Annotated in this window: 25 protein-coding genes; 16 read left to right on the top strand and 9 right to left on the bottom strand. The window is 69.9% G+C overall.

Annotated features, from left to right (window positions below):
- Window positions 1–74: 74 nt before the first annotated feature.
- From murD to ASE43_RS06615, 3 genes are read right to left on the bottom strand one after another with little or no spacing between them, the layout of a single operon-like run.
- Window positions 75–1,463: a UDP-N-acetylmuramoyl-L-alanine--D-glutamate ligase gene (murD, locus tag ASE43_RS06625; protein ID WP_057159950.1), complete on the bottom strand. Its 1,389-nt coding sequence runs from the start codon at window positions 1,461–1,463 to the stop codon at window positions 75–77.
- Window positions 1,444–2,805 (bottom strand): UDP-N-acetyl-alpha-D-muramoyl-L-alanyl-L-glutamate epimerase, encoded by a 1,362-nt coding sequence (gene murL, locus ASE43_RS06620; RefSeq protein WP_057159949.1) that lies wholly within the window; start codon window positions 2,803–2,805, stop codon window positions 1,444–1,446. The genes murD and murL overlap by 20 nt, the downstream gene beginning before the upstream one ends.
- Complete coding sequence (locus tag ASE43_RS06615; RefSeq protein ID WP_057159948.1) at window positions 2,805–5,420, bottom strand: bifunctional aspartate kinase/diaminopimelate decarboxylase; 2,616 nt, start codon at window positions 5,418–5,420, stop codon at window positions 2,805–2,807. The genes murL and ASE43_RS06615 overlap by 1 nt, the downstream gene beginning before the upstream one ends.
- 266 nt (window positions 5,421–5,686) lie before the next feature.
- On the opposite strand from ASE43_RS06615, the gene ASE43_RS06610 reads away from it, so the two are divergent.
- The 5 genes from ASE43_RS06610 (at window position 5,687) to ASE43_RS06590 (ending at window position 9,200) form a co-directional block, all read left to right on the top strand.
- Window positions 5,687–6,574, top strand: a complete 888-nt coding sequence (locus ASE43_RS06610; RefSeq protein WP_057159947.1) for a PhzF family phenazine biosynthesis protein — start codon at window positions 5,687–5,689, stop codon at window positions 6,572–6,574.
- Window positions 6,575–6,617: 43 nt separating this feature from the next.
- Window positions 6,618–7,493, top strand: a complete 876-nt coding sequence (locus tag ASE43_RS06605; RefSeq protein ID WP_057159946.1) for a PhzF family phenazine biosynthesis protein — start codon at window positions 6,618–6,620, stop codon at window positions 7,491–7,493.
- Window positions 7,490–7,783 (top strand): hypothetical protein, encoded by a 294-nt coding sequence (locus ASE43_RS06600; RefSeq protein WP_157499696.1) that lies wholly within the window; start codon window positions 7,490–7,492, stop codon window positions 7,781–7,783. Before ASE43_RS06605 ends, ASE43_RS06600 begins: the two co-directional genes overlap by 4 nt.
- A 114-nt stretch (window positions 7,784–7,897) precedes the next feature.
- Window positions 7,898–8,641, top strand: coding sequence for an SRPBCC domain-containing protein (locus ASE43_RS06595; RefSeq protein ID WP_057159944.1), 744 nt, complete (start codon window positions 7,898–7,900; stop codon window positions 8,639–8,641).
- A 109-nt stretch (window positions 8,642–8,750) separates the two neighbouring features.
- Entirely contained in the window at window positions 8,751–9,200 is a 450-nt protein-coding gene (locus tag ASE43_RS06590; protein WP_057159943.1) for a DUF3592 domain-containing protein, read from the top strand.
- Between the two features lie 86 nt (window positions 9,201–9,286).
- Here the strand turns inward: ASE43_RS06590 and ASE43_RS06585 are convergent, their stop codons facing one another.
- From ASE43_RS06585 to ASE43_RS06575, 3 genes are all read right to left on the bottom strand, one after another.
- The gene (locus ASE43_RS06585; protein WP_057159942.1) at window positions 9,287–9,994 is read right to left on the bottom strand and encodes a hypothetical protein; all 708 of its coding nucleotides are present in this window, start codon (window positions 9,992–9,994) and stop codon (window positions 9,287–9,289) included.
- Between the two features lie 102 nt (window positions 9,995–10,096).
- Window positions 10,097–10,789: an alpha/beta fold hydrolase gene (locus ASE43_RS06580; protein ID WP_157499695.1), complete on the bottom strand. Its 693-nt coding sequence runs from the start codon at window positions 10,787–10,789 to the stop codon at window positions 10,097–10,099.
- A 38-nt stretch (window positions 10,790–10,827) separates the two neighbouring features.
- On the bottom strand, window positions 10,828–11,256 hold the full coding sequence (locus ASE43_RS06575; RefSeq protein ID WP_056182992.1) for an OsmC family protein: 429 nt from the start codon (window positions 11,254–11,256) through the stop codon (window positions 10,828–10,830).
- A 452-nt stretch (window positions 11,257–11,708) separates the two neighbouring features.
- On the opposite strand from ASE43_RS06575, the gene fusA reads away from it, so the two are divergent.
- The 11 genes from fusA to ASE43_RS06520 all read left to right on the top strand — a co-directional run bounded on the left by fusA (window position 11,709) and on the right by ASE43_RS06520 (window position 21,821).
- On the top strand, window positions 11,709–13,769 hold the full coding sequence (gene fusA / locus ASE43_RS06570) for an elongation factor G (RefSeq protein ID WP_056182989.1): 2,061 nt from the start codon (window positions 11,709–11,711) through the stop codon (window positions 13,767–13,769).
- Window positions 13,770–13,884: 115 nt separating this feature from the next.
- On the top strand, window positions 13,885–15,138 hold the full coding sequence (locus ASE43_RS06565; RefSeq protein WP_057159940.1) for a mechanosensitive ion channel domain-containing protein: 1,254 nt from the start codon (window positions 13,885–13,887) through the stop codon (window positions 15,136–15,138).
- Between the two features lie 41 nt (window positions 15,139–15,179).
- Window positions 15,180–15,566, top strand: coding sequence for a thioredoxin family protein (locus ASE43_RS06560; protein ID WP_200956237.1), 387 nt, complete (start codon window positions 15,180–15,182; stop codon window positions 15,564–15,566).
- 216 nt (window positions 15,567–15,782) lie between these two features.
- On the top strand, window positions 15,783–16,412 hold the full coding sequence (locus ASE43_RS06555; protein WP_056182981.1) for a LysE family translocator: 630 nt from the start codon (window positions 15,783–15,785) through the stop codon (window positions 16,410–16,412).
- Window positions 16,413–16,510: 98 nt separating this feature from the next.
- A complete protein-coding gene (locus ASE43_RS06550; RefSeq protein ID WP_057159939.1) occupies window positions 16,511–17,221 on the top strand; it encodes a tellurite resistance TerB family protein in 711 nt (236 codons plus the stop codon).
- Between the two features lie 199 nt (window positions 17,222–17,420).
- Entirely contained in the window at window positions 17,421–18,008 is a 588-nt protein-coding gene (locus ASE43_RS06545; protein WP_056182974.1) for a DUF1439 domain-containing protein, read from the top strand.
- 1 nt (window position 18,009) lies between these two features.
- Window positions 18,010–18,717: a hypothetical protein gene (locus ASE43_RS06540; RefSeq protein WP_056182969.1), complete on the top strand. Its 708-nt coding sequence runs from the start codon at window positions 18,010–18,012 to the stop codon at window positions 18,715–18,717.
- Entirely contained in the window at window positions 18,714–19,457 is a 744-nt protein-coding gene (locus tag ASE43_RS06535; RefSeq protein WP_057159938.1) for a hypothetical protein, read from the top strand. The genes ASE43_RS06540 and ASE43_RS06535 overlap by 4 nt, the downstream gene beginning before the upstream one ends.
- Before the next feature lie 15 nt (window positions 19,458–19,472).
- Entirely contained in the window at window positions 19,473–19,940 is a 468-nt protein-coding gene (locus ASE43_RS06530; RefSeq protein WP_157499694.1) for a putative toxin-antitoxin system toxin component, PIN family, read from the top strand.
- A gap of 41 nt (window positions 19,941–19,981) precedes the next feature.
- A complete protein-coding gene (locus tag ASE43_RS06525) occupies window positions 19,982–20,806 on the top strand; it encodes an AraC family transcriptional regulator (RefSeq protein ID WP_057159936.1) in 825 nt (274 codons plus the stop codon).
- A 55-nt stretch (window positions 20,807–20,861) separates the two neighbouring features.
- A complete protein-coding gene (locus ASE43_RS06520; RefSeq protein WP_057159935.1) occupies window positions 20,862–21,821 on the top strand; it encodes a DMT family transporter in 960 nt (319 codons plus the stop codon).
- Window positions 21,822–21,831: 10 nt separating this feature from the next.
- On the opposite strand, the gene ASE43_RS06515 is transcribed toward ASE43_RS06520, so the two are convergent.
- The 3 genes from ASE43_RS06515 to ASE43_RS06505 form a co-directional block, all read right to left on the bottom strand.
- Window positions 21,832–24,087, bottom strand: coding sequence for a DUF5916 domain-containing protein (locus tag ASE43_RS06515; protein WP_057159934.1), 2,256 nt, complete (start codon window positions 24,085–24,087; stop codon window positions 21,832–21,834).
- Between the two features lie 261 nt (window positions 24,088–24,348).
- On the bottom strand, window positions 24,349–25,566 hold the full coding sequence (locus ASE43_RS06510) for a patatin-like phospholipase family protein (protein WP_057159933.1): 1,218 nt from the start codon (window positions 25,564–25,566) through the stop codon (window positions 24,349–24,351).
- A 9-nt stretch (window positions 25,567–25,575) separates the two neighbouring features.
- Entirely contained in the window at window positions 25,576–26,361 is a 786-nt protein-coding gene (locus tag ASE43_RS06505; RefSeq protein ID WP_057159932.1) for a 3-hydroxybutyrate dehydrogenase, read from the bottom strand.
- Window positions 26,362–26,487 lie beyond the last annotated feature (126 nt).

The raw sequence follows: 26,487 nt of genomic DNA, 5'->3' as shown, positions 1-26,487 counted from the left end.
GGTTTTCTCACTCCTCACTCCTCACTCCTCACTCCTCACTCCTCACTCCTCACTCCTCACTCCTCACTCCTGCCCTAAGCCACACCCAGGCCCGGGATCGAGCTGATCGCGTCGGGGTCGAAACCCGCGAGCTCGGCGAAATGGCGGCCGCGCGCGACGTAATCGCGATAGGGACCGAAGCTGGGCGCGCCCGGCGACAGCAGGATCACGCCCTCGCCGGCCAGGGCCGCGCGCGCCTGCGCCATCGCCTCGGCCAGGTCCTGTGCCGCGCTCAGGCGGAAATCCGCCTGCGCCGCCAGCGGCGACAGCAAGGCATGGATGCGCGGGCCGTTCTCGCCCATGGTCACGATCGCCACCGGCGCCTTGCGCCGCATCGCATCGGCGAACACCCCCCACTCCACCCCGCGGTCGTGGCCGCCGACCAGGATCGCGATGCGACGGCCGTCGTAACAATCCAGCGCGGCCAGGCTGGCGTGCGGCGTGGTGCTGATCGAATCGTTGACGTAGGCGATGCCGTCGCGCGTGCCGATCGGCTGCAGACGGTGCGGCAGCGGACGGAAGCTCGCCGCGTGCGCGGCCAGCGGCGCCGCGTCCAGACCCAGCGCTTCTATCGCGGTCAGCACCGCGCACAGATTGCCGCGGTTGTGGCGCCCCGGCAGCGGCAGCGCCGAGGTATCCATGATCTCGACATCGCCGCGATACAGCGCATCGCCGCGCAGGTGCCAGCCGTCTTCCCGCCCGAACCAGCGCACTTCGCTGTCGGGCAGCGCCAATGCGGCCAGGGTGGCGTCGTTGGCGTTGAGCACGGCGATACGCGGCTTGGCTTCGGTCAACAGGCGCAGCTTGTCCTCGACATAGCGCGCATGCGAGCCGTGCCAGTCCAGGTGTTCGGGAAATACGTTGAGCGCGATCGCGACCTCGGGCCGCACGCCGCCTGCGGCGACGTCGCCGGTCTGATAGCTGGACAGCTCGATCGCCCAGAATTCCGGCGTTTGCTCAGGCGCCATCAGCTCCAGCAGCGGCAGGCCGATGTTGCCGGCCAAAGCGGTGCGATGACCGGCCGCACGCAGCAAATGGGCCAACAGCGAGGTGGTGGTGCTCTTGCCCTTGGTCCCGGTCACGCAGACCGTGCGCGCTTCGGGGTGTTCGCCGAACCACAGCGCGGTGCCGCCGAGCAAGCGCGCGCCCTGTTCGGTCGCGGCCACGGCCTCGGCGCGGTAAGGGCTGATCCCCGGCGACTTGATCACGAACTCGAACGCGCCCAGGCGCTCGGCGCTGGCGGCGGTCTCGATCAGCAGGCGCGTATCGCCGAGCGCGCGCGCATCGGCGGCCTCGTCCTGCGAACAGAACAGGGTCAGGGTCTGCTCGGGTAGGCGCTCGCGCAGCAGCCGGTAGGCGGCGCGGCCTTCGCGGCCCCAGCCCCAAAGCGCTACGCGGCGTCCGTCAAGCTGCGAAATGCGCACGCAGGCGCTCCCACAAGGCGGGCGGCAGCCGCTGTTCCTCGTCCAGCACCAGCAGCGGTTCGATGCGCAGATCCTGCGCATCCAACTGCGGCCGGATCTCACGCGCGAAACGTTCGACCAAGGTGTCCTCGCGCCACTCCGGGCGCCCGCTCAGCGCGGCCATCGCGGCGCGCGATTCGCGGCCTTCGCCCACGCATTCGAAGGGCTTGTGGTCCTGATACTCCAGCAGCGCGTCGTAGCCGCCGATCTGGCCGGCATCGTCGAGCAGGTTGCGGCCGAAGATGCCGACCAGGCGCGGCTTGGGCATGAACGGCGCGAGCGCCAGGAACACGAAGTGGCATTTCGGGCACACGCCGCACCAGCGGTTGGCCGGGCGTTCGCCGAGGATATGGAAGTTGCGGTTGCAGCTGCTGAAGTGGGCGTCGTAGCGGTCGCTGCGCGCGAACTGGCGCGCGACCGCGAGCTCGCTGAGCGGACGCAGCAGCGAGTAGTACTGCAGGTCGGCCGCGACCTGGCGCTGCACGTGGTCGCCGAAAGCCTGCTCGCAGGCCCAGCCCTTGGACCACTGGTGATTCACCTCGCCGGTGCCTTCGATCAGGCTGCCGTAGCTGGCCGAGCGTTCGTTGGAGAACACCACCTGATCGACGCCGTGCAGCAGCGCCGCCAGCACCATGATCGCCGAGTTCACCACCGTCACCGGGATGTGGCCGTTCCAGGCGCCTTCGCGGTTGTAGTCGAACAACTGCGGCGCGAGCGCGCGGCCCAGGTTGAGCGTAGGCAGGCCGGTACGCTGCGCGCAGGCGGCGATCAGCTGCGAACCACCGATCCAGGTCACGGTCTGCTCCACGCCCAGGCTGCGCAGGGCTTCGATGCTGACCAGCGAATCCTTGCCGCCGCCGATCGCGACCAGCGCGTGCGCGCTCAGGCCCAGCGACGGCGCCACCGGCGTCGCCGCCGTGGTATGCGGGAAGCGGATGCGGCCGTGCAGGTTCAGACCGTTGCGATAGGCGAACTCGCCCAGGCCGTTGACGTAGATGAGCTCCAGCAGCGCCGCGGTGTCGGCATCGATCTCGTAGGAATCGATGCGGATGTCCTCGGGCACCGCCGCTTTGTAGTAGCTCACGCCCGCGATCAGATGCAGCAGCCGCAGCGCGCGTTCGACCGCGGCCGCGCGCTGCGTGTCCAACTGGAACGGCGCGCCCGGCACGGTGATCGTTTCGATCAGCTCCGGGCCGTCGTCGAACGCGTAGACCAGCTGCGCCACGCCGCTCGCCGCGTCGAAACCGCAACGCACGAAACGGAACGCGCGGATCGCATCGCGCTGGAAACGCCAATCAGTCATTACAGATCACCTTCTTGCAGTACTTGCTCGGCGGGCAGCGCCCGCAGGTTGTAGGTATGCGCCATCGCCATGCCATAGGCGCCGGCGTCGGCGACCAGCAGCACGTCGCCCTCGGCGGTCGCGCGCGGCAGCGGGCGGCCGCGGCCGAGCACGTCGCTGCTCTCGCAGATCGGGCCGACCACGTCGAAGGCGACGTTGTCGGCGTCGTCCAGGCGGCTCAGGTTGTGGATGCCGTGATAGGCCTCGTACATGGCCGGACGCATCAGCGCGTTCATGCCGGCGTCGCCGCCGACCCGGCGCACGCCGTCCTTCTCGACCACCTGGGTGACGGTCAACAGCAGCACGCCGCTCTCGGCGACCAGGTAACGGCCCGGCTCGACGATCAAGCCGTAGCGCGGGTACGCGGCCTTGATCTCGGCCAAGCCGGCGCGCCAGGCGGCGAGATCGAACGCCGGCGCCTCCGGCGTGTAGGCGATCGGCAGGCCGCCGCCGATGTCGATGGTCTCGATGGTGCCGATGCCGTCGGCCAGTCCGGCCAGTTGCGCGTACACGCCGCGCCAGTGGCGCGGATCGTCGATGCCGCTGCCCAGGTGCGCGTGCAGGCCGGCGATGCGCACGCCGAGACGGCGCGCGTGCTCGACGAAGGCGTCGAAACGCGACATCGGCAGGCCGAACTTGGCGGCGACGCCGCCGGTGCGGACCTTTTCGTGATGGCCTTCGCCGTGGCCCAGATCGATGCGCAGCCAGATCGACCGGTCGCGGAACACCTCGGGCCAGTGCTGCAGCGCCTCGATGTTGTCCAGGGTGACGGTGACGCCGCGCGCGAACGCGGCGACGTACTCGCGCTTGGGCGCGAAGCTGGGCGTGAACAGCACGCGCGCCGGATCGAGCTGCGGCAGGGTTTCGAACACGCGTTCGATCTCGCCCAACGACACGCATTCCAGGCCGAAGCCTTCGTCGGCGATGGCGCGCAGCACGTCCGGGTGCGAATTGGCCTTGATCGCGTAGTAGCAGCGATCGATGGACGGGGTCTCGCGCAGCGAGCGAGCGCGTTCGCGCACCGTTGCCAGGTCGTAGACGTAGCGCGGGGTGCCGGCCGAGGCGACGTCGAGCAGACGCTCGCGCGCGCCGCGCCACCAGGCCGGCGCACGCGTGGGCTTGCCGTGCGCTATCTCGCGCCAGCTCGGGCCGAACACGCTGTCGTCGCGCACCGGCATCGCGCCGCCGCGGATCAACTCGTGGTGCAGATGCGGCAGCAGGCCATCGGCATCGGCTTCGTCGATGACGAAGGTGAGGTTGAGGTCGTTCGAGGACTGCGAGATCAGGTGCACGCGCTCGCGGCCGAACGCGGCCCAGATATCCGACAGACGGTGCAGCAGCGAGCGCATACCGCGCCCGACCAGGGTGACCGCCGCGCAGGGTGCGATCACTTTGACTCGGCAGACCTCGGCCAGATCGGCCGACAGCGCTTCCAGCACGTTGCTGTTGACCAGGTTCTCGCTGGGATCCAGCGACACCGTGACGTTGGTTTCCGACGAACCGATCAGGTCGATCGACAGGCCGTGGCGCTTGAAACGCTCGAACACGTCGGCGAGGAAGCCGACCTGCTGCCACATGCCGATGCTTTCCATCGACACCAGCACGATGCCGTTGCGGCGGCTGATCGCCTTGACGCCCGGCACGGTCGCCGCGCTGGCGTCGATGCGGGTGCCCGGCAGATCGAAGCGCTCGGTATCGAGGATCGCCATCGGCACGCCGGCGTCGCGACAAGGCGCGATCGAACGCGGGTGCAGCACCTTGGCGCCGGTGGTCGCGATTTCCTGCGCCTCGGCATAGTCCAGACGGGTCAGCAGACGCGCGTCCGGCACTTCGCGCGGATTGGCGCTGAACATGCCGGGCACGTCGGTCCAGATCTCGACCCGTTGCGCCTTGAGCAGCGCGCCGAAATACGCCGCCGAGGTATCCGAACCGCCGCGGCCCAGGATCGCGGTGCCGCCGTCGTCGTGGCGGGCAATGAAGCCCTGGGTCAGCAGCATGGGCGCGGCCTGGCGGGCGAAGCGCGCGGCGAACTCCGGATCGGGTTCGCGCCGGCAGTTCACCGACAAACGCCGCGCCCAGGCGCTTTGATTCGGCAGCGAGACCGCGTCCAGCCAATCGCGCGCGTCGCACCAGCCGAAATCGTGGCCCTGGCTGCGCAGATAGGCCGTGCCGATGGTCGAGGACAGCAGCTCGCCCTGGGCCAGCACCTCGGCCTGCCAATCCAGCGCGCGGCTGGCCATGCGCGGATCGACCGCCAGCGCCTGCAGCGCGGCCAGGCGCTCGCCGAGCACCGCGTCTGCGTCCAGGTCGAGTTCGGCGCAGAACGCGCGATGGCGTTCGACCAGGGCCTGCACGCGCGCCGCGATCTCGTCCTGCGCGCCTTCGGGCGCGCTGGCGATCGCCTGCAGTTCGTTGGTGACGCCCGACAGGGCCGAGACCACGACCACGACGCGTAAGCCGTCCTCGTGCATGCGTTTGGAGGCGAGGCGTCCGATGGTGTCCCAACGGTTGCGGCGGGACACCGAAGTGCCGCCGAACTTGAGTACTACCCAACGAGATGCTTCCGCCACCGCCACTGTCTCCGGTCTGTTGTCGCGCTCTGATCGATGCCCGGCCGCGGCCGGGCGTGTGTTTGGGAACCATGCCGCGGCCGCCGGGCGCGACGACCGGGCCCACGGACGTGCCGAAGCCGGGTCTGAAGAGTCGCGCTCGCCCGCGCCGCGGGCATGAAGCTGCGATTCTAAACGGGAAAGCACCGGCGCAGGCCGGCGGCGCGCGCAACACTGGAACGACCGTGGCGGAACGGTTCTACTGACCCGCCCGCCCCGCGTACGAGATCGCCATGACCCTGCGCCGCTACCTGCAACTGGACGTATTCGCCGACCGGCCGGGAGCGGGCAATCCGCTGGGCGTGGTCTTGAACGCCGACGGTCTGGACACCGCGGCGATGCAGGCTTTCGCAGCCTGGACCAACCTGTCCGAAACCATCTTCCTGCTGCCGCCGGTCGAAGGCGCCGACTACCGGGTGCGCATCTTCACCCCACGCCAGGAACTGGCCTTCGCGGGCCATCCCAGTGTGGGCGCGGCCTGGGCCGCGATCGACGCCGGCCTGGCCAGCCCCCGCGACGGTGCCCTGATCCAGGACTGCGCGGCCGGCCTGCTGCCGGTGCGCGTGGCCGGCAGCGGCGCGCGTGCGCTGGTGTCGGTGCGGGCGCCGCGCGCGCAGCGCATCGAGATCGCCAGCCTGGGCGAACCCGAGGCGATCGAGGCCGCGCTGGCCGTGGTAAGCGCCTCCCTGCCGCTGGGCGCGCGAGCGCCGACGCTGTGGGACAACGGCGCGCGCTGGTGGGTGCTGGAGCTAACCGACGCCGCTGCGGTGCGCGCGCTGCAGCCGGACCTGCCCGCGATCGCGACCCTGACCCGGGCCTGCGCCGCGGTCGGCCTGGCGGTCTACGCGCCTGCCGAGGCGCCCGACCACCAACTCGCGGTGCGCGCCTTCTGCCCCGCCGACAACATCCCCGAGGACCCGGTCACCGGCAGCGTCAACGCCGCGATCGGCGCCCAGCTCGCCGCCGACGGCGGCTTCCCGGGCGGGGCCACGCGCTATGTGGCCAGCCAGGGCCGCGAGCTCGGCCGCGATGGCCGGGTCGAGGTCGCCCTGGACGAGCAGGGCGAGATCTGGATCGGCGGCCGGGTCCAGGCGGTTATCCGCGGCCGCGCCGATTGGTAAGCTGCGCGACCCAGCGGACCCCACGCCGCGACGCGATCCGACAATGAAACGCCGCTACCTGCAATTGGACGTATTCGCCGACCGTCCCGGCGCCGGCAACCCGCTCGCGGTGGTGCTGGATGCCGAAGGTCTGGACGAGGCCGCCATGCAGGCGATCGCGCGCTGGACCCGCCTGCCCGAGACCACCTTCGTGTTCGCGCCGACCGCGCCGGGCGCGAGCTACCGCATCCGTATGTTCAGTCCGCGCCGCGAGGTGCCGTTCGCGGGCCATCCCAGCGTCGGCACCGCGCACGTGGTGCTGGACGCCGGCCTGGCCGCGCCCGTCGACGGCCGACTGCTGCAGGAAGGCGTGGCCGGCCTGCTGCCCTTGGCGGTGGACGGCGAAGGCGCCATGCGCACGATCGCGGTGCGCACGCCGCGCGCACGCGTGCTGGAAACCGCCGGCGCCGAGGATCCGCGCCTGAGCGCCGCCCTCAACGGTCTGCCCCTGGGCGCGCTGCCGCCGGCGCTGATGGACGGCGGCCGCCGCTGGTGGCTGGCCGAACTGCGCGACGAAGCCGCGCTGCGCAACGCCAGTCCGGACTGGGCCGCGATCGGCGCGCTCGCCGAAGCCACCGAAAGCATGGGCCTGTGCGCGTTCGCGCGCGCCGACGCCGGCAACGACTACGACCTGGTGGTGCGCGCCTTCGTCGGCGCGCCCGCGCAGTTCGAGGACGCCGCCTCCGGCGCCGCCAACGCCACCCTCGCCGCCTGGCTGCAGCACAACCACGCCCTGCCCGGCCGCGACGGCCGCTACACCGTCAGCCAGGGCCGCGAAGTCGGTTTCGACGCGCGCCTGCAACTGCGCGTGGACGCCGATGGCGACGTCTGGTCGGGCGGTCAGGTGCATCCGATCGTGAGCGGGCATATCGATTGGTGAGATTTACTCTCGGCACCAGCAAGCTCACTGACTTTCTCGGCGCGCTGCTGGGAAGCTTCGGCTGGGTGATCGCGGTCGATACCGCCGTCACCGCCCTGCAAAGAAGGGGCGGCGCTTACGGAAACATGGGTATCGCGGCGGCGATTTGCATCCTCGTCGCACTGACGGCCTTGGCCATTGCCTTGTGCTTCGGCTCGCGCTGGCGATGCGCGCGCGCGGAGACGGCAGGCGTCCTATTGGGGCTCCCGGCCGCCCTCGCCTTGGTCTTGTGCGTTCGATACGGCAACTGAGCCGACGCCGCCTCCGCAGCGGATCCAGCGCCGGCCGATCTCCGGCTACCATCTGATCGACGACGCGCGTTCTCTGCCTTCGCCCTGGGCAGGCCGGTCCATCAAGGAGATGCGATGAGCGAAACGTCCCGACAGCAGGTCGTCGCAGACCTCACCATCGCCGCGCCCCTCGAAACCGTCTGGACCGCTTTGCGCGATCCGACCCGGATCGACGCCTGGTTCGGCTGGGACGCGCCAACGCTGGCCGATGAAATCAAGTTCATCTTCGTCGATCACGCCAGCGGCGACGAGGCGAATAAGGTCATCCGATTCGGCGAGTGGGACGGCATCGCCGAAACCATCGAACTGGCCACCGTCGCGGCGGGTACGCGCCTGCGCTTGCTGCGGGCCGGCGGCCCGGCCTTGGACTGGGTGAACGTCTACGACGACATCGCTCAAGGCTGGGTCACCTTCTTCCAGCAACTGCGACTGGCGCTGGAGCGGCATTCGGACCAGCCGCGGCGCACGATCTTCCTGTCCGGCCCCAGCCAGGCCGGCATCGGCGCAGCCTCGGTCGAACTCGGCCTGGATCGCCTCAGCGCTCTGTCGCCCGGCGTCGCTTACAGCGCAGCGTTGGCGACCGGCGACCATGTTTCGGGGCAGGTCTGGCATCGCACGCATTTCCAGACCGCGGTAACCGTCGATCAATGGGGCGACGGCCTGCTGGTCGTCACCGACAAGGGACCCTCGCCCGAGCGCCCGCACGGCGCAGGCTCGGTGCTGTTGACCACCTACGGCCTGCCCGATGCCGAGTTCGCGGGGCTCCAGGCACACTGGACCCAGTGGTGGAACGCGCGCTATCCGAAAGCCGCCGAGTGAGCGGACGGACAGGCTCGCGCGAGCGTGCACGGGCGTATCGACCGGTGGCTTACTCAGCCCCTAAGCATTCGATTCGATGCATAGTCCGCCGTCTCCAAGGGCAGACTCCATGACCCATCGCTCCACATGGCTATCGAGGAACCGCCGCGTCGTCGGCCTGCTGGCCATCAGCGTCGCGCTCGCAGCGGCGGCCTGGCTGGTTCGTACGGACCGGGTCTCGACGGAGGCGCGGATGAGTCGCGCCGAAGGCACCGTCCTGGCCTTGCGCTCGGAGTGTCGGTCGCGCAGTCGATTCTCGAACAGAGCCGTCTGCGCGCAGTTCCCGCTGATTGGTTTCTACGACCCGTCCGGCGGCGAACACCGTTTTCAGTCCACCACAGGCCGAGGCTTTCGTCGCCTGGCGGAAGGTCAATCGGTGGTTGTGCTGTACCTGCGCGCAGCGCCCGCCCGAACCGCGAAGATCGACGGGTACGGCCTGACGCTGGACGCCATACTGATTCTGCTCGCCGCGACGGCCTTGGCATTGACCGTGCTCGCCGCCGCGCTGAAGAAGAAGTAAAAAAGGGCCGGCACTCGCCGGCCCTCTCCGATGCGCGGATCGGAACAGCGGAACGCGTCATCTCGACGCCCACCGTCCCGACCGCCTCACTCCGGACGCACGTCCACGCGCACGCGGATCTTGTCGCCGGGGTGGTAGTTGGTGCGGGTGCGGTAGCTGCGGCCGCCGTATTCGTAGGTCACATCGTAGGCGCTGACCGCGCGATCGTCGCCGCCGTAGCCGGTGTTGCCGTAGCCGGTGTTCTGGACCGGGTCGCAGACGCGCACCGAACCGACGCGATCGCGGTTGCTGTTGCGCTTGCTCTGTTCGTACACGCTGCGGCCGGCCATGCCGCCGACCATCGAGCCGACCGCCGAGGTCGCGTAGCGCGCGCTGCCGCCGCCGACCTGGCTGCCGACCGCGGCGCCGAGGATGCCGCCGATCACGGTGGCCACGGTGCGGCCGGTTTCGGTGCCGGCCGAGCGGCGGGAGTTGCCGTACTGGTCGGTGTAGCCGTCGTCGCGGCGGTAGTTGTCGTCGTAGCCGCGGTCGTCGTAGCCGTCGTAGGTGCCGCCGCCGTTGACGTAGGTCGGACGCTCGTAGCAACGCTGCGCGCCGTACTGGCCGCTGTTGTAGGAATCGAACACCGGATCGACGCGCAGCACGCGCGCATAGTCGACCTGCGAACCGGTAGAGGCCGGATAGCTGTCCGGGTAGGCCGAACCGTAGCCGTTCTGCGGATAGGACTGCGCCGAGGCGACGCCGGTGGCGGCGGCGAGGACCAGGCTAAGGGCGGTGACGGACAGGCGCTTCATGGCGGGCTCCACACGCCGGGATGGCGTGGATCGCATCGTCGGGTCGGCGCGGTCAACGCCGGCTGAATCCGGGCCCGGTTTCGGTGCCGGCCCTGGCGGCGTTTACCTGGCCGACAGCCAGTCGGCGACGCGCCCCGCCAATTCGGCCGCGCCGCGCCCCAGCAGAGGGCCGACGTGGCTGGGCGACGGCGCGCGCAGGCAGTCGGCCCCCCAGGCCGCGGCCCATTCGGCGGTGAGCTCGGGCGGGACATCCTCGTCCTGCGCCGATGCGACCAACATGCTGGCGCAGCTCGGCGCGACGGCGGCGATCCCGTCCTGCGCGGCGCGCAGCACCGCCCCGGACTCGTCGCGCCAGCGCCGGTAGGCGTAAAGCGCGGCGGCTTCGTCGGCATCCGCCAGTGCGCGCCGGGTCGAGGCCAGACGGGCCTCGCGCCGCCAGGGCACGATCGGCGGCCATTCGCGCGCCGGCAGGCGCGCTGCCCAAGGCGCAGGCGGCAACGGATTGATCAGCACCAGGGCGTCGGCCGCGTCGGCGCAAGGCAAGGCCAGCAGCCCGCCGAGACTGGCGCCGATGAGCGCGCGCGGACGCGGCAGGCGCACGAACGCGGCGCGCACCTGCGCCGCATAGTCGTCGAAACCGGTCGCGGCCAAACCGGCGTCCGTGGCTTGCAGGTCCGGCGCATGCGCATCGAAGCCGCGCGCGCGCAAGACCTCGCACCACCGGTTCCATTCCCAAGCGCCGCCGCCCGCGCCGTGGATCAACAGGACGTGGCGGATCGGTTCGCGCGCGGACATCAACGCAGGCCGCGCGTCGGCGGGCTTCGCGCGCGGACTCAAGCCAGCGTCGCTTCCAGGCTGATCGGCACCGCGCTCAGCGCCTTCGACACCGGGCAGTTGGCCTTGGCGTCCTCGGCGATGGCCTGGAACTTGGCGGCGTCGATGCCGGGCACGTCGGCGCTGACCTTGAGCCGGATCTGCGAGAAGTTCGGGCCGCCTTCCATCGACAGATCGACTTCGGCGCGGGTGTCCAGGCGCGCCGGCGGATGCCCGGCCTCGGTCAGCTTGGCCGACAGCGCCATGGTGAAGCAGCCCGCGTGCGCGGCCGCGATCAACTCTTCCGGGTTGGTGCCCTTCTCGTCGCCGAAGCGGGTGTTGAAGGCATAGCGGGTGTTGTCCAGCACGCCGCTCTGGCTGCTGAGACGGCCCTGCCCGCTTTTGAGATCGCCTTCCCAGTGCGCGGTGGCGTGTCGCGAAATACCCATGAGTGGACTCCGGAGGATGAAGGGCGGTCAGGGTAACTGCGGGGGTGTTAGTTCTGTATTGCGGCTAAGAGCAAATCCCCCCTAGCCCCCCTTTGCAAAGGGGGGAACAGCCAGCAACGAAGTGGGGAGACTGATCTGCCTTGCAACGGCGGGTCTTCCCCCTTTGGAAAAGGGTGAGGGCGCGCGGCCTATGAACCGCAGGTTCGTGCGCGACTGAGCGCCAGCGGGCTGTGCCCGCTGGCCGGATGGATCGAGGGGATTTGCTTCTGCGACCCATGTTGCAACGCAACCCAAGCCGGGCTTGACCCGCCCCCTCGCCTGCGGGAGTCTTGATTCCCGGCCCCCCGAAAGCCGGCACCCGCCATGACCGCCCGCCGAGCGCTCCACGCTCGGGCGCGCAGCGCGGACAGCCATGACGGCCTTCCCACCCTCACCCAGGGAGAAGTCCGCTCATGTCCTACAGCACTCAATCCATCCGCAACGTGGCCTTGGCAGGCCACCCCGGCGCCGGCAAAACAACGCTCTTCGAAGCCCTGCTGCAGGCCGGCGGCGCACTCCAGACGGCAGGCAGCATCGAACGCGGCAGCACCGTCTCCGACTTCGACCCGATCGAGAAACAGCGCGGCCATTCGCTGGACGCCGCCATCGCCAGCACCGATCACGCGGGCATCCACGTCAACCTGATCGACACCCCCGGCTATCCCGATTTCCGCGGCCCGACCCTGTCGGCGTTGGCGGCGGTGGAGACGGTCGCGATCGTGGTCGACGCCGATACCGGGGTCGAGTACGGCACCCGCCGGATGATGGAGCACGCCAAGGCGCGCAACCTCTGCCGGGTGCTGGTGGTCAACAAGATCGACCACGAAGGCGCCGACGCGGCGCGCGTGCTCGAAGACCTGCGCGAGAGCTTCGGCCCCGAATGCCTGCCCCTGAACCTGTCCGCCGATCGCGGCCAGCGCGTGCTCGACTGCTACGCCGCCTCCGCGGCCGGCAGCGCCGAGGGCAGCGACCTGGGCAGCGTCGGCGACTGGCACCAGAAGATCATCGACCAGGTGGTGGAGATCAACGAAACGGTGATGGAGCATTACCTGGACCTGGGCGAAAGCGGCCTGAGCAGCGCGGAGCTGCACGACGCCTTCGAGCAATGCCTGCGCGAAGGCCATCTGGTGCCGGTGCTGTTCTGTTCGGCGCGCAGCGGGGTCGGGGTCAAGGAACTGCTGGACGCGGCCGAGGCGCTGTTCCCGAATCCGGCCGAGGCCAATCCGCCGCCGTTCGTAAAAGGCGTGGGCGAGGACGCACAGCCGATCGTGGCCGCGCCCGATCCCAAGGCGCACGTGATCGCCGACGTGTTCAAGATCGTCAACGACCCCTTCGTCGGCAAGCTCGGCGTGTTCCGCGTCTATCAGGGCACGCTCAAGCGCGACACCCAGCTGTTCGTCGACGACGGCAAGAAGCCGTTCAAGGTCGGGCATCTGTTCAAGCTCAAGGGCAAGGACCACGTCGAAATCGAGCAGGCCATCCCCGGCGACATCGCCGCGGTGGCCAAGGTCGAGGAACTGCACTTCGACGCGGTGCTGCACGACAGCCACGACGAGGACCATATCCATCTGGCCCCACTGAACTTCCCCAAGCCCATGTTCGGCCTGGCGGTGGAAGCGGCCAGCAAGGGCCAGGAGCAGAAGCTGGCGACCTCGCTGCACAAGCTGTCGGAAGAGGACCCCTGCTTCCACGTCGAGCATGAGACCGAGACCAACGAAACCGTGATCCGCGGCCTGTCCGACCTGCACCTGCGCATCAACATCGATCGCCTGAAGGACAAGTACGGCGTGGAAGTGAAGTCGCGCCCGCCGCGCATCGCCTACCGCGAAACCGTGAGCGGCAAGGCCGAGGGCCATCACCGTCACAAGAAGCAGACCGGCGGCGCCGGCCAGTTCGGCGAAGTCTTCCTGCGCGTCGAACCGCTGCCGCGCGGCGGCGGCTTCGAGTTCGTCGACGAGGTCAAGGGCGGCACCATCCCCGGCCAGTTCCTGCCGGCGGTGGAGAAAGGCGTGCGCCAGGTACTGCACCAGGGCGCGCTGGCCGGCTATCCGATGCAGGACGTGCGCGTGATCGTCTACGACGGCAAGCACCATCCGGTCGACAGCAAGGAGGTCGCGTTCGTGGCCGCCGGCAAGAAGGCCTTCCTCGACGCCATCGGCAAGGCCCGCCCGCAAGTGCTGGAGCCCATCGTCGATCTGGAGGTCAACGCACCCGAGCAGCACATGGGCGACATCAGCGGCGGCCTGGCCAGCAAGCGCGCGCGCATCAACGGCACGGATGCCGCGCGCGGCCAGGAGATCATCGTCAAGGCGCAGGTGCCGCTGTCGGAACTGGAAGGCTACGCGGCCGAGCTGAAATCGGTGACCGCCGGGCGCGGGCGCTACTCGCTGGATTTCAGCCACTACGAGCCGGTACCGGCGAACGTGCAGCAGAAGCTGGTCGAGGCCTTCAAACCGCGGGCCGAGGAGGACTGAGCGCGCGTTCCCCCTGGCGTTCCCGCGCGCTGGCGCGGGACGCTGGCGATGTTCACAATCGCCGCAGGCCGCGCGCTGCCTCGCGCGCGGCCCCCTCCCCCAGCCGAGCCTGCGCATGAAGCCCGACACCCCCGCCGCGGCGGTCGATCCAGAGCTCGAAAAGACCTTGGACACGGCCCTGTCCGTGACCGCGCACCCGGTCGAGGCGGTGATCGCGCTCGCGCTGGTGATCGCAGCGCTGCTGCTGTCCCACTACCTGAAACAGCGCCTGCGCCCGCGCCTGAGCGACCGGCCGCGCCTGCGCATCCTGCTGGACTATCTGTTCACGCCCACGCTGGCGCTGTTGCTGCTGGCCATCCCCGGGCCGCTGGGCATCGTCAACGAATTCGGCCGCGCCGCGATCTCGCTGGTGTTCCTGGCCCTGGGCGTATTCGTGCTGGTGCGCATCCCCGGCGCCCTGGTCGAGTTGCTGTTCCGGCCGACGCCCTTGCTCAAGGTCCTGATGCGGGTGGCCACGGTGCTGGCCTGGGCCATGACCATGCTGGCGGTGTTCGGTGCGCGCTACCCGCTGGTCGCCAAGCTGTTCGCCTCCAAGCTCACGCTGGGCAACATCACGCTGAGCACCGAGGACGTGGTCAGCGGCCTGGTGGTCGGCGTGATCATCGTGATCGTTTCGTACTGGGCCACGCGGACCCTGGACAAGGCCATCCAGCGCAGCCCGCACCTGGCGCCCAACCACATCCTGGCGCTGTCGCGCATCGCCGGCGTGCTGGTGTGGCTGGTCGCGCTGATGCTGATCTTCAGCGTCAGCGGCATCAATCTGGCCGCGCTGGCCGCGTTCGGCGGCGCCCTCGGCATCGGCCTGGGCCTGGGCCTGCAGAAGCTGGCGGCCAGCTACGTCAGCGGCTTGATCGTCCTGTTCGAGCAGTCGGTGCGGGTAGGCGACAACGTGTCCGTGGGCGGCGTGACCGGCAAGGTCACGCGCATGACCGTGCGCTACACCGTGATCCGCACCCGCGAAGGCCTGGAAGCGATCGTTCCCAACGACACCCTGACCGGCAACACCATCCTCAATCAGTCGTGGTCGGACCGCAACGTACGCCTGACCTCGACCCTGCTGGTCAAGGGCGATACCGACACCGTGGCCGCGCGCACCATTTTCCTGCGCGCGGTCGCCGCCCAGCCGCGCGTGCTGCGCACGCCCGAACCCGGTGTGTACGTCAGCACCGTCACCGACAAGGGCATCGTGCTGGAAGCGCAGCTGTGGATCGCCGATATCGAGAACGGCCAGCATGCGCTGCTGTCCGACATCTACGACGCCACCCTGGCCGAATTCCGCGCCCAGGGCATCGAACTGGCGGTGCCCTAGGCAGGGGCGCGCGGGTCGGATTCCGGGAGTAGGATGAGCCCGTGAGCGACACCACCATCCCGCGCTTCTTCTGGACCTTCCCGATGCGGTTGGTGCGCGAGGCGCGGTTGGACGAAGCGCTGGCCGAGGACGAACGCCTGCGCATCCTGTTCCTGTGGGGCAAGGACTGTCCGAACTGCGATATCGCCAAGGGCCAGATCCTGCTGGCGCCCGAGCGTTTCCGTTGGCCGGATATCGAGTGGCTGCACGACAACGTCTACGAAGACCCGCAGATGGGCACGCGCTTCGGCCTGCATGGCGTCCCCGCCTTCCTGGTGTTCCGCGGCGCCAGGAAATTGGGGCGCATCGGCCAATGGCCCGGGCCCGACGCCTTCGTCGCGGCGATCGAGAAGCAGCGCGCGGCCGAACCCACCGCCGCCACCGGCTAGCCGCACCCGCTTTGGGGTAGGAGCGGCGTAAGCCGCGACCGCGAACCTACGTCGGCTACCGAACCTGCGCTGGCTCGCATGGTCGCGGCTTACGCCGCTCCTACCCCACGGACGTACGGCGTGCGCAACGCTGAGTCCTGCGTCAAGCCGCAGCGCGCACTTGGCGCGCGCCCACGCACGGCGCAGACTGCGATTCCGCCCCGCAACGCCGCCGCCATGTTCGACACAGCCACCCTCGCCGCTTACCTGGTCGCCGCTGCCGTGCTGGTGCTGATTCCGGGCCCAGGCACGGCCTGGATCCTGACTCAGGCGGCGACCGGCGGCACCGCGCGCGGCGTGCGCGCCGCGTTCGGGCTGGAGACCGCCACCCTGATCCACGCCCTGGCCGCGAGCCTGGGCCTGTCGGCGCTGCTGGCGACCTCGGCGATGGCCTTCGAGGTGCTCAAGTATGCCGGCGCCGCTTATCTGATCTGGCTGGGCATCAAGGCCTGGCGCGCGCCGGCGGAGACCGCGCCCGCGGCCGACAGCGATGCGCCGGCGGTGGCCGAGCCCAACATCTACCTGCGCTCGGTGATCACCGGCGTGCTCAACCCCAAGGTCGCGCTGTTCTTCCTGGCCTTCCTGCCGCAGTTCGTGCACCCCGAGCGCGGCTACGTCTGGCTACAGTTCCTGGTGCTGGGCGCGTTGCTGTCGCTGATCGGCTTCAGCCACAGCCTGATGCTGAGCTTCGCGGTCGGCCGCTTCGGCCGACGATTCTCCACCGGCGCCGGGCGCTGGAAGCAGCGCGTGACCGGCAGCGTGTTCATCGCCCTGGGCCTGCGCCTGGCGGTGCAGCAACGCGGCTGAGGTGAACCGCGCCGCGCCGGCCGCCGCCGGCGCGCTTGAAGCCCGCACCCTGCGCCCTCAGGTCGTGAATTCACGACCTTAACGACGGAGTTGCGCGCATGAAGACCCAGGGCTTGCTCGACCAGCTGCTGAAGACCGCCCAGAGCAGCCTCGGCGGCGGTGGGCTCGAGAGTCTGCTGGGCGGCGGCAAAGCGCCGGCGCGTTACGAGGGCAAGGAAGAAAAGCGCGGCCTATTGAATGCGGACTTCGGCAAGGGCGCGCTCGCCGGCGGCGCGCTCGGCCTGCTGCTGGGCAATAAGAAGATGCGCAAGATGGGCGGCAAGCTGGCCCTGTATGGCGGCGTGGCCGCGGTCGGCGTGCTGGCCTACAAGGCCTACGGCGAGTACCGCAAGCAACAGGACGGCAGCACCGCCGAACCGCAGACCGTGGACCGTCTGCCGCCGCCGCAGGCCGAGCTGCACAGCCAGGCCATCCTCCAGGCCCTGGTCGCCGCGGCCAAGGCCGACGGCCATATCGACGCGCGCGAACGCGAAGTGATCGAAGGCGAGTTCACCCGCATCGACAACGACCCGGGCCTGCGTCAGTGGCTGCATGCCGAGCTCGAAAAGCCGCTGGATCCGGCCGAAGTGGCGCGTGCCGCCACCTCCCCGGAAATGGCCTCGGAAATGTATCTGGCCAGCCTGCTCGCGGCCGACGAGCAGAGCTTCATGGAACGCGCCTACCTGGACGAGCTGGCGCGCCAGCTCAAGATCGACGACGCCCTCAAGGCGCGCCTGGAAGCGCAGCTGCAGGACGCGCGCGAGGGCTGAGCCCCGAGACCCTGGGGTAGGAGCGGCGCAAGCCGCGACCGAGCGCCTGCGTCGCCAACGCAAGCGGCGCCGGCTTGCGTCGCCGCCGGTCGCGGCTTGCGCCGCTCCTACCCGGGGGTGGGCGTGGGCCACGCCTTTCCCCTGTGTCGCCGTTCATGCGGTCCGGGTATCGTGCGCGCATCGCCCACGGAACTTGTCGATGTCCGCCCGAGCCCGCCTCCGCCCCACTCTAGTGCGCTCCCTGCTGCTGGCCGCCGCGCTGCTGACGTTGGCGGCCTGCTCCACGCTCAATGCGGTCAGCGCCTACCTCGGCAACGAGGTCGCGTTCACCGCGCCGCAACTGCAGCAGTCCCTGAACCGCAATTTCCCCAAGCGCTACGAGAAGCTGGGCGGCCTGGTGGCGGTGACCCTGATGAATCCGCGCCTGTCGATTCCCGACGACGGCGACCGCCTGCGCCTGGACTTCGACATCGGCCTGGCCGCGCTCGGCAGCGGCTCCTCGCAGCGCCCGTCCGGGCGTTTCACCCTGACCAGCGCCCTGCGCTACGACGCCGCCACCCAGGGCCTGCACCTGCGCGACCCGCGCATCGACTACGTCGACGTGCCGCAGCTGGGCGGCGTGATGACCGGCGCCTCGCGCGAACTGCTCAACGCCTGGCTCGGCGACTACGCGCGCCAGGAACCCGTCTACCGCTTCGACAACAGCCTGCTCGACAAGCTGGGTTCGCGCCGCATCGGCAGCACCCAGATCGAACACGGCCGCGTCGTCGTCCACCTCGATCGCTGACATGCGCGCATCCCGCCACCACCGCCTGCTCGCCGCCTGCCTGCTCGTATTCGCGCTAGGCGCCTGCGGCAAGCACGACGATCCCCAGGCCGGCACCGCCAACGGCGAGGCCGGCGAGCTGTTGCCGGCGCCGCAGGGCGCCAGCGGCGGCGTCACCGGCATGCCCTCGCAGCCGGGACCGGGCCAGGTCGGCCCGCCCAGCGCCGCCATCGTCGAGGAGCCGGTGCTGGACGAGAACGGCAACCCGATCCTGCCGGCCACGCCCGAAGACGGCAGCCTGCCGATCGCCGACGACGGCACGCCGCTGGTCGAGGACGGCACCGCCGTGCCCGGCGAACCCACACCGCAGGACGCGGTCGCCGTGGTGCGCGACTACTACGCCGCGATCAACGCACGCAGTTACGCCCGCGCCTATGCGCTGTGGTCCGATGGCGGCCGCGCCAGCGGCCAGTCGCCGCAGCAGTTCGCCGACGGTTTCGCCGACACCACCGGCGTATCGGTCGAGATCCTGCCGCCGGGCCGTGTCGATGCCGCCGCCGGCTCGCGGTATCTGGAAGTGCCGGTGGCGCTGACCGCGAGCCAGCGCGACGGCAGCCAGCGCAAGTATGTCGGCGCCTATGTACTGCGCCGCGCCGTGGTCGACGGCGCGGGCCCGGAGCAACGCGCCTGGCGCATCGGCAGCGCCGATCTGAGGGAAGTGAAGCCATGAAGCTGCGCACCTTGCTGGTCCCGTCCTTGCTGCTGGTGGCGCTGAGCGCTTGCGAGCGTGCCGCGCCGACCGCGAACGCGCCCGCGGCGCAGGCCGACGCGAAGCTCGCGCCGGCCGCGGCCGCGCCCGCGAGCGGACAAGCCGCGAGCGCAGCGGCCGACAGCGCCACCGCCGCCGACTTCGTGCTGCCCGGCGATTTCGCGCCCGACACCGGCCCCGACGAACTGCGCAAGCGCTATGGCGCCGCCAATGTGCGCCTGGGCAAGGTGCCCGGCGCCGAGGGCGAGGAATTCTCCGGCGTGATCCTGTTCCCCGACGATCCGACCCGTCGCGCCTATCTGTACTTCCAGAACGAGCAGAGCCTGCAGGGCCTGTCGCTGGTGCGTGTGTTCGGTCCGCAATCGAAGTGGACGCTGGACAACGGCCTGCGCGTGGGCATGCCGCTGCCCGAGATGGTCGCCCTCAACGGCAAACCGATTTCGTTCTACGGGCTGGAGTGGGACTACGGCGGCACCATCGTCGATTACCACGGCGGCAAGCTCGATGCGCGCAAGGACGAACAGGTCGGGCGCAGCGCCAGCCTGGGCTTGCGCGACAACGGCGATCAGGGTGTGCCGCAGGGCAAGACGCCGGTCGGCGAAGGCACGTATTCCAGCGACGATCCCAAGTACCCCGAGCAGGGCCAGTGGATCGTGATCTCGGAACTGTCGGTCTCGTTCCCGGGCGAAGACGATCTGTAAGCGGTGGCGCTCGCGATGACGACGCCGCGACCGCGGCTGGTGTTGGACACCAACGTCTGCCTCGATCTGTTCGTGTTCCGCGACCCGCACGCGGCCGCGCTCGCCGACGCGCTCGCCAGCGGCCGCGTCGAGGCGGTCAGCGACGCCGACTGCCGCGACGAATGGCAGCGCGTGCTCGCCTATCCGCAGCTCGGCCTGGAAGCGCAAACGCAGGCGCAGGCCTTGCGCGCCTACGACGCCGTGGTGCGCGTTCTGGCCGACAGCGAGCGACGCCCTCCGCCCGAGCGCGCGCTGCCGCGCTGCGCCGACCCCGACGATCAGAAATTCCTCGAACTGGCCCACGCCGCCGATGCCAGCTGCCTGCTCAGCCGCGACCATGCGCTGACCGTGCTCGGCCGCCGCAACGCGCGCGCCGGCCTGTTCGAGATCATGACGCCGCAGGCTTGGGCCGGGGTGGACGCGTTCCGCAGCGCACGCGCCTAGCTGGGCGGCGCCGCCGCGACGGCGCATGCGATACTCGCCCCATGCAAGGCGTACCCGAGCAATTCGTCCACGCCCACGACGCCGCCGAATTCCGGCAGCCCGCGCATCGCCGCGGCATCGAGCTGTACCGCGCCCACATCGTCCGTCACGCCTTCGAGCCGCATACCCACGAAGCCTACGGCCTGGGCGCGATCGAGTCGGGCGTGGAGCGTTTCCGCTACCGCGGCAGCGATCACCTGGCGCCGCCGGATTCGCTGGTGCTGATGAACCCCGACGTGCTGCACACCGGCCGCGCCGAAACCGAAGGCGGCTGGCGCTACCGCATGGCCTACATCGACCCCGACCTGGCCGCGGAGGTCACCGGCGAGAGCGGCTGGTGGTTCGACGAGGCGGTGCGCCACGACCCCGCCCGCGCGCGCCGCATCGGCGCGCGCCTGGACGCGTTATGGCAGGCGCGCGAGCCGCTGGCCTTCGACAGCCAGCTGGCGGCCCTGCTGGACGAGTTCCGCGTGCACGCGCGGGTGCCGCAACGCGAGCGCGCCGAGGCCGCGCCGCGTTTCGCGCCGGTGCTGGATTACCTGCGCTGCCATCTGGCCGAACGCCTGAGCCTGGAACAACTGGCCGCCGTCGCCGGCCTCAGCCCCTTCCACTTCCTGCGCCGCTTCCGCGACCACTACCACGTCACCCCGCAGCAGATGCTGATGGCGCTGCGCCTGCACCAGGCCAAGCGCCGGCTCGCCGACAATATCGCGCCGGCCCAGGTCGCCGCCGAAACCGGTCTGGCCGACCAGGCCCATCTGACCCGCGCCTTCGTGCGCCGCTACGGCATCACTCCGGCGCGCTATCGCAGGCAACTGCGCGGCTGAGCGCGGCCGCAATCTCGTACAAGAATCGCCGGCCCGCTCGCGCCATGCTGCGGCCATGCTGATCGGAACCCTCTACGCGCTGTTGGCCGGCCTGATCTGGGGCCTGGTCTTCGTCGGCCCGCTGCTGCTGCCGGAGTATCCGGCCGCCCTGCAGTCGGTCGGCCGCTATCTGGCCTTCGGCCTGATCGCCCTGCCGCTGGCCTGGTTCGACCGCGCCGCCCTGCGTCAGCTCGGCCGCGCCGACTGGATCGAGGCGCTCAAGCTGTGCGCGGTCGGCAACCTGCTCTACTACCTGTGCCTGGCCAGCGCGATCCAGCGCGCGGGCGGCCCCTTGCCGACCATGATCATCGGCACCTTGCCGGTGGTGATCGCGATCGCCGCCAATCGCCGCAACGCGCAACGCGACGGCCGCCTGCCGTGGGCGCGGCTGGCGCCTTCGCTGCTGCTGATCGGCGCCGGCATCGCCTGCGTCAACCAGGTCGAACTCGACGCACTGCTCAACGATGCGGACGCCGATCTCACGCGCTATCTCAGCGGCGGCCTGCTCGCGATCGGCGCGCTGATCTGCTGGACCTGGTACCCGCTGCGCAACGCCGACTGGCTGCGCGCGCATCCGGGCCGCAACCCTCGCACCTGGGCGACCGCGCAGGGCCTGGCGACCCTGCCCCTGGCCTTGCTGGGGTACGCCGCGCTGTGGGGCGGCAGCGCGGCGCTCGGCAGCGACTTCGCGATGCCGTTCGGCCCGCGGCCGGCGTTCTTCATCGGCCTGATGATCGCGATCGGTTTGCTCGCGTCCTGGGTCGGCACCTTGTGCTGGAACGAAGCCAGCCAACGCCTGCCGACCGCGCTGGCCGGGCAGCTGATCGTGTTCGAAACCCTGTTCGCGCTGGCCTACGCCTTCATCCTGCGCGGCGCGATGCCGCGCCCGCTGACCCTGGCGGGCATCGGCCTGTTGATCGCCGGCGTGCTGTGGGCTTTGCGGGTGAAGCCCGTGCCGGCCGCACCCGCGCCCTGAGGACGGGGCCTCAGATCTCGAAGCGGTACGACAGCTTGATCAGCAACTGCTCGCTGTCGCGCAGGTCGAAGGCGTCGCCGAACTCGCTGCCGGCGCTGCCCTGCAGATTCAGGCCTTCCTCGAACAGATCGCCGCCGCGCACGTAGGCGATGTACAGGTGCGACAGCGGCGCCAGCTCGTAGCGGTAGCGGATCTGGAAGCCCAGATTGCGCAGGTTGAAGTTCGGAATCGACTCGTTGACCTTGAGCGGGCGCCCGTCGGCGGCGACGCGATAGGCCTGGCGGCTGTGCGCGTCCAGGCCGATCGCCTCCAGGCGCACGCGCAGTTCCTGCTTGTCGTCGATCAGCCACACCGAACCGGCGTTCAGCGAAATCATGTCGGAGCGGAAGCTGCCGAGCAGATTGCCGCCGCGCCACAGCAGCCAGTCCGGGTTGTGCGAGATCTCCATGCCGCTGAAGAAGCTCAGGCGATCGTTGACGTGATAGCGCGGCTCGAAGTACAGCCGCGACTTGCCCTCGTCCATGCCGCCCAGGCCCTCGGCCGCGTATTGGGCTTCGCCGTAGAAGGCCCAGCGCCCGTCGTTCTGACGCGGGCGGAAGCGTTCGAAGTACAGGTACAGCTTGGAGGGCACGTCGACCACGCCGTTGCCGCGCGTGATCAGGTCGTCGTGACCGGCGCTCCAGGCCGCGATCTCGACGAACTGGTTGCCGCCGTCGCGCAGATCGCTGCGGCGGTTGATCGCGCCGGCGTCGGCGATGTGCACGCCCTGGTCGTTGTAGCGGCGCGAGACCGCGTAGTGCCAGTCGTGGCCGGCGTACGGCGACGAGGCCGGCAGGTCGGTCACGCGCCGGCCGAGGTCGTAGCGCAGGTAGTTGAAGTTGTTGCGCTCGAGATAGCCGAAGTCGTTGAGCTGCAGGTCGCGCCCCAGGTGCACCATGTACAGCTGGTGGCGCCAGCTATTGCCCATGTCGTAATCCATGCGCAACTGGGCGCCGCTGTCGCGCACGCCGACGCCGCCCTGATCGACGTTGGAACCGACCAGGGTGCTGCGGATCGACCACTGCGAATTCGGGGTCCAGCGGTGGTCGAACTCGTACACCGTCGCTTCGCGGTCCAGGAAGGGCCGGTTCACGCGCGTGACCATCGCGCCCACGCCTTGTTCGGCGAAGTCGCGGGTGGCGCGCACCGCATAGAAGTCGCGTCCGACCTCGTCGGCCTCGTTGGCCGCGAACACGCCGTAGTTGAAGCCGCCGGCGCTGCCGTTGACCTTGATCGCGGCGGTAACGTCGCCGGAACCGACGCCGTCGTCGTTGCGGCCGCCGACGCGACGGGTGTAGATCAGACGGCTGTTGTTGTTGAGCGAACCGAAGGGCACGTCGAAGAAGCCCTGGTTCTCGGTGAAGAACGGGCGCTTGTCGCTGAAGAAGGTCTCGGTGGCGCTGAAGTTGACCGTAAGCTCGTCGCTCTCGACCTGGCCGAAGTCGGGATTGAGCGTGGCGCTGAGCTGGAAGCGGCCGTTGGGCTTCCAGAACAGGTCGACACCGCCGTCGAAGTCGTTGTCCTTGCCGACCGCGTCGTAGACGCCGGACACGTAGGGCGTGATCGCGAGCAGGGACTGGCTGTAGGCCGGCACCTCGACGCGCTCGAACGCGCTCAGGAAGCGGCTTTCGGTGTAGCCCACCGCCGGCCACGAGGCGCGCTCGCCGGTGGCGCCGATCACGCGGTCCAGCGACACGCCGATCGTGCGCTTGCCGTCGCTGGCCGCACGCATCGGCGCGATATGCCAGGGGATCAGCATCTCGGCGTACCAGCCCTGTTCGTCCTCGCTGGTGGCGTGGCGCCAGTCGCCGTCCCAGTCGTCGTTGAACTGGTTCTCGTTGGTGAGGGTGGTGTCGATGATGCTGTTGGACAGCAGCACGGTGAAGTTGTAGCCGTTGCGGCCGTCGCCGTCGAAATCGACGTACAGGTTGACCCGGTCCATCGGCCCGCCCTGGTCGCGCTGGGCGAACTGGCGCCGGCGCGGAATGCTGCTGGGCTGGGTGTTGCGGAAGCCGATCGCCAGGCCCTCGGGCGTGGCCAGCAGCAGCGCTTCGGTCGGCTGCGGCGCGGGCGCGCGCGACAAGGGCTGGGTCAGGCGGAAGTCGGTGATGCGCTGCGCGCCCTCCCACTCGGCGGGATCGAGGCGGCCGTCGATTTCGACCGCCTGCGCCAGCGGCGCGGCGCCGGCGAGCGCGGCGAGGATGGCCAGGGTCAGGGGTGCGCGCATGGCGGATGCCTCGATACTGATGGGGTTGGCCGCCGCAAACCGCAGCGCGGGCGTCGGGCATCGATGGGATGCGAACGCCTGCCGAAAGGTTGCGTGTGGTGCTGGCCCTGGCGGTTGCGCAGCCCGAGCGTGGCGAAGCCTAGACGGCGTGCGCCGGGTTACCGCATGGCAAAAGTCATGGCAACCATCGGCAGGGTTTGCGCATCCGTGGTTGGCACGGATCCTGCCTCGTCGCGGTGCGCGCGAGCGCGGGCGCTTGTTTCAAGGCGCGGTGGCGTCGTGGGATACGAACGCGACCTCGCCGGTCGGCAGTTCCAGCCATTCCGGATGCGCCAAGGCACGCGCGATGTCGGCTTGACCAGACAGCCAGTGTTCACGCATCGCGACCCGGCCGAACTGATAGTCCTTGAAGTGGCCGATGCGCGCGCGTTCGCGATAGATCAGATGGATCACGCTGTAGCGGCGGTCGCAGGCCAGTTCGGCCGCGTACAGCGCCCAAGGGTTGCGGCGGCGCACGTCCTCGGGGATCTCCTCCAGCAGCTCGCGCAATAGCCGGCGGTAATGCTGCTGCACGCGTTGGATGTCGGTGATCAGGCGGGTACGGCTGGAGTACTGGATCTCCTTCTGCCGCTCGGCCACGTCCAGCAGGGTCTGCGGCAGCTCGCCCTGCGCGCTCCACAGGTCGACCTGGAACACCAGGGTGTCGCGGCGCGGCTCGCTGGCCAGCACCTGCGACAGCGGCGTGTTCGAGACCAGGCCGCCGTCCCAGTAGTACTCGCCGTCGATCTCCACCGCCGGAAACGCCGGCGGCAGCGCGCCTGAGGCCAGGATGTGCCGCGCGTCCAGGCGCATCTGGGTGTTGTCGAAGTACTCCAGGTTGCCGGTGCGCACGTTGACCGCGCCCACCGACACCCGGATGCCGCCGTCGTTGAGACGGTCGAAATCGACCATGCGCTCCAGCGTCGCGATCATCGGCGCGGTGTCGTACCAACTGGCCGTGGCCGGACCCGACGCCGCCAGCGGATCCCAGCCGCGCGGCCGGTAGAAGCCGCGCTGGCCTTCGACCAGCGCGCGCCAGGCTTCCCAGGTGTCCAGCCAAGCGCGCAGGTCGTCGCCGAGACCGGCGTAACGCGCTTCCTGCCCTAGCGTGGTCGCCGGCAGCAGGGTCGGCTGCGAGATCGTGTCCCAGAACTCGCGCAGCGCCTGGACCCGGCGCCCGGGCGGATTGCCGGCCACGATCGCGGTGTTGAAGGCGCCGATCGAGATGCCGGCCAGCCAGTCCGGCGCGATGCCGGCCTCGTCCAGGCCCTGATAGACCCCGGCCTGGTAGGCGCCCAAGGCGCCGCCGCCCTGCAGCACCAGAGCGGTGCGTTCGGGGCGGCGTTGCGGCGGCGGCAGCCCGGCCGGCTTTGCCGCGCGCTTGCGCGACGCCGGCTTGCGCGACGCCGAAGAGGAACGCTTGCCCGGGGTGCTCGCCATCGGGCGACCTTACTGCATGTACCAGCCGTGGCTGACCACGATGCTCTGCCCGGTCAGGGCCGCGCTCGGGAACTCGGACAGGAAGCGCACGGTCTTGGCCACGTCCTCGACGGTGGTGAACACGCCGTCGACGGTGTTGCCCAGCATCACCTTGCGGATCACCTCGTCCTCGCTGATGCCCAGCTCCTTGGCCTGCTCCGGGATCTGCTTGTCGACCAGCGGAGTGCGCACGAAGCCGGGGCAGACCACGTGGCTGCGCACGCCGTGCTTGGCGCCTTCCTTGGCCAGCACCCGCGCCAGCCCCAGCAGGCCGTGCTTGGCGGTGACGTAGGCAGACTTCAGCGGCGAGGCCTCGTGCGAATGCACCGAACCCATGTAGATCACAGTGCCGCCTTTATTGCCCTGATACATGTGCGGCAGCACCGCCTTGGTGGTCAGGAAGGCGCCGTCCAGGTGGATCGCCAGCATCTTCTTCCAGTCGCCGAAGGCGTAGTTCTCGATCGGATTGACGATCTGGATGCCGGCGTTGGAAATCAGGATATCGACGCCGCCCAGTCCGGCGACCACGCGCGCGATGCCGGCGTCGACCGCGGCCTCGTCGGTGACGTCCATGGCCACGCCGATCGCGCGGCCGCCGGCGGCGACGATCTCGTCGGCCACGGCCTGGGCGCCGGCCTGGTTGAGGTCGGCGATCGCGATCGCGGCGCCGGCGCGGGCCAGCTCATGGGCGATTTCCTTGCCGATGCCGCTGGCGGCTCCGGTGACGACGGCGACCTGGCCTTGGATCGAACTCATGACGACTCCTGGGAATGCGGATGGGGCGCGCCGGCGGCGGACGCGAAAGCGGCCATTGTCGCCGCCCTGCGTTATCGCGGCGTTGCGGCGCGGGACCGCAGTGTCCCGCGAGCGCGGCGCGGGCGG

Origin of the sequence: Lysobacter sp. Root983 (assembly GCF_001429345.1) — a bacterium.
Taxonomy (GTDB): Bacteria; Pseudomonadota; Gammaproteobacteria; order Xanthomonadales; family Xanthomonadaceae; genus Lysobacter.
The sequence above is the reverse complement of the archived record's forward strand: the minus strand, read 5'-3'. Positions and strand labels throughout refer to the sequence as shown.

Coding starts and splice junctions, on each gene's coding strand:
- murL (WP_057159949.1), bottom strand. CDS start 2,805: ATGACTGATTGGCGTTTCCAGCGCGATGCGATCCGCGCGTTCCGTTTC.
- ASE43_RS06610 (WP_057159947.1), top strand. CDS start 5,687: ATGACCCTGCGCCGCTACCTGCAACTGGACGTATTCGCCGACCGGCCG.
- ASE43_RS06605 (WP_057159946.1), top strand. CDS start 6,618: ATGAAACGCCGCTACCTGCAATTGGACGTATTCGCCGACCGTCCCGGC.
- ASE43_RS06595 (WP_057159944.1), top strand. CDS start 7,898: ATGAGCGAAACGTCCCGACAGCAGGTCGTCGCAGACCTCACCATCGCC.
- ASE43_RS06590 (WP_057159943.1), top strand. CDS start 8,751: ATGACCCATCGCTCCACATGGCTATCGAGGAACCGCCGCGTCGTCGGC.
- ASE43_RS06585 (WP_057159942.1), bottom strand. CDS start 9,994: ATGAAGCGCCTGTCCGTCACCGCCCTTAGCCTGGTCCTCGCCGCCGCC.
- ASE43_RS06580 (WP_157499695.1), bottom strand. CDS start 10,789: ATGTCCGCGCGCGAACCGATCCGCCACGTCCTGTTGATCCACGGCGCG.
- ASE43_RS06575 (WP_056182992.1), bottom strand. CDS start 11,256: ATGGGTATTTCGCGACACGCCACCGCGCACTGGGAAGGCGATCTCAAA.
- fusA (WP_056182989.1), top strand. CDS start 11,709: ATGTCCTACAGCACTCAATCCATCCGCAACGTGGCCTTGGCAGGCCAC.
- ASE43_RS06565 (WP_057159940.1), top strand. CDS start 13,885: ATGAAGCCCGACACCCCCGCCGCGGCGGTCGATCCAGAGCTCGAAAAG.
- ASE43_RS06555 (WP_056182981.1), top strand. CDS start 15,783: ATGTTCGACACAGCCACCCTCGCCGCTTACCTGGTCGCCGCTGCCGTG.
- ASE43_RS06550 (WP_057159939.1), top strand. CDS start 16,511: ATGAAGACCCAGGGCTTGCTCGACCAGCTGCTGAAGACCGCCCAGAGC.
- ASE43_RS06545 (WP_056182974.1), top strand. CDS start 17,421: ATGTCCGCCCGAGCCCGCCTCCGCCCCACTCTAGTGCGCTCCCTGCTG.
- ASE43_RS06540 (WP_056182969.1), top strand. CDS start 18,010: ATGCGCGCATCCCGCCACCACCGCCTGCTCGCCGCCTGCCTGCTCGTA.
- ASE43_RS06535 (WP_057159938.1), top strand. CDS start 18,714: ATGAAGCTGCGCACCTTGCTGGTCCCGTCCTTGCTGCTGGTGGCGCTG.
- ASE43_RS06530 (WP_157499694.1), top strand. CDS start 19,473: ATGACGACGCCGCGACCGCGGCTGGTGTTGGACACCAACGTCTGCCTC.
- ASE43_RS06525 (WP_057159936.1), top strand. CDS start 19,982: ATGCAAGGCGTACCCGAGCAATTCGTCCACGCCCACGACGCCGCCGAA.
- ASE43_RS06520 (WP_057159935.1), top strand. CDS start 20,862: ATGCTGATCGGAACCCTCTACGCGCTGTTGGCCGGCCTGATCTGGGGC.
- ASE43_RS06515 (WP_057159934.1), bottom strand. CDS start 24,087: ATGCGCGCACCCCTGACCCTGGCCATCCTCGCCGCGCTCGCCGGCGCC.
- ASE43_RS06510 (WP_057159933.1), bottom strand. CDS start 25,566: ATGGCGAGCACCCCGGGCAAGCGTTCCTCTTCGGCGTCGCGCAAGCCG.
- ASE43_RS06505 (WP_057159932.1), bottom strand. CDS start 26,361: ATGAGTTCGATCCAAGGCCAGGTCGCCGTCGTCACCGGAGCCGCCAGC.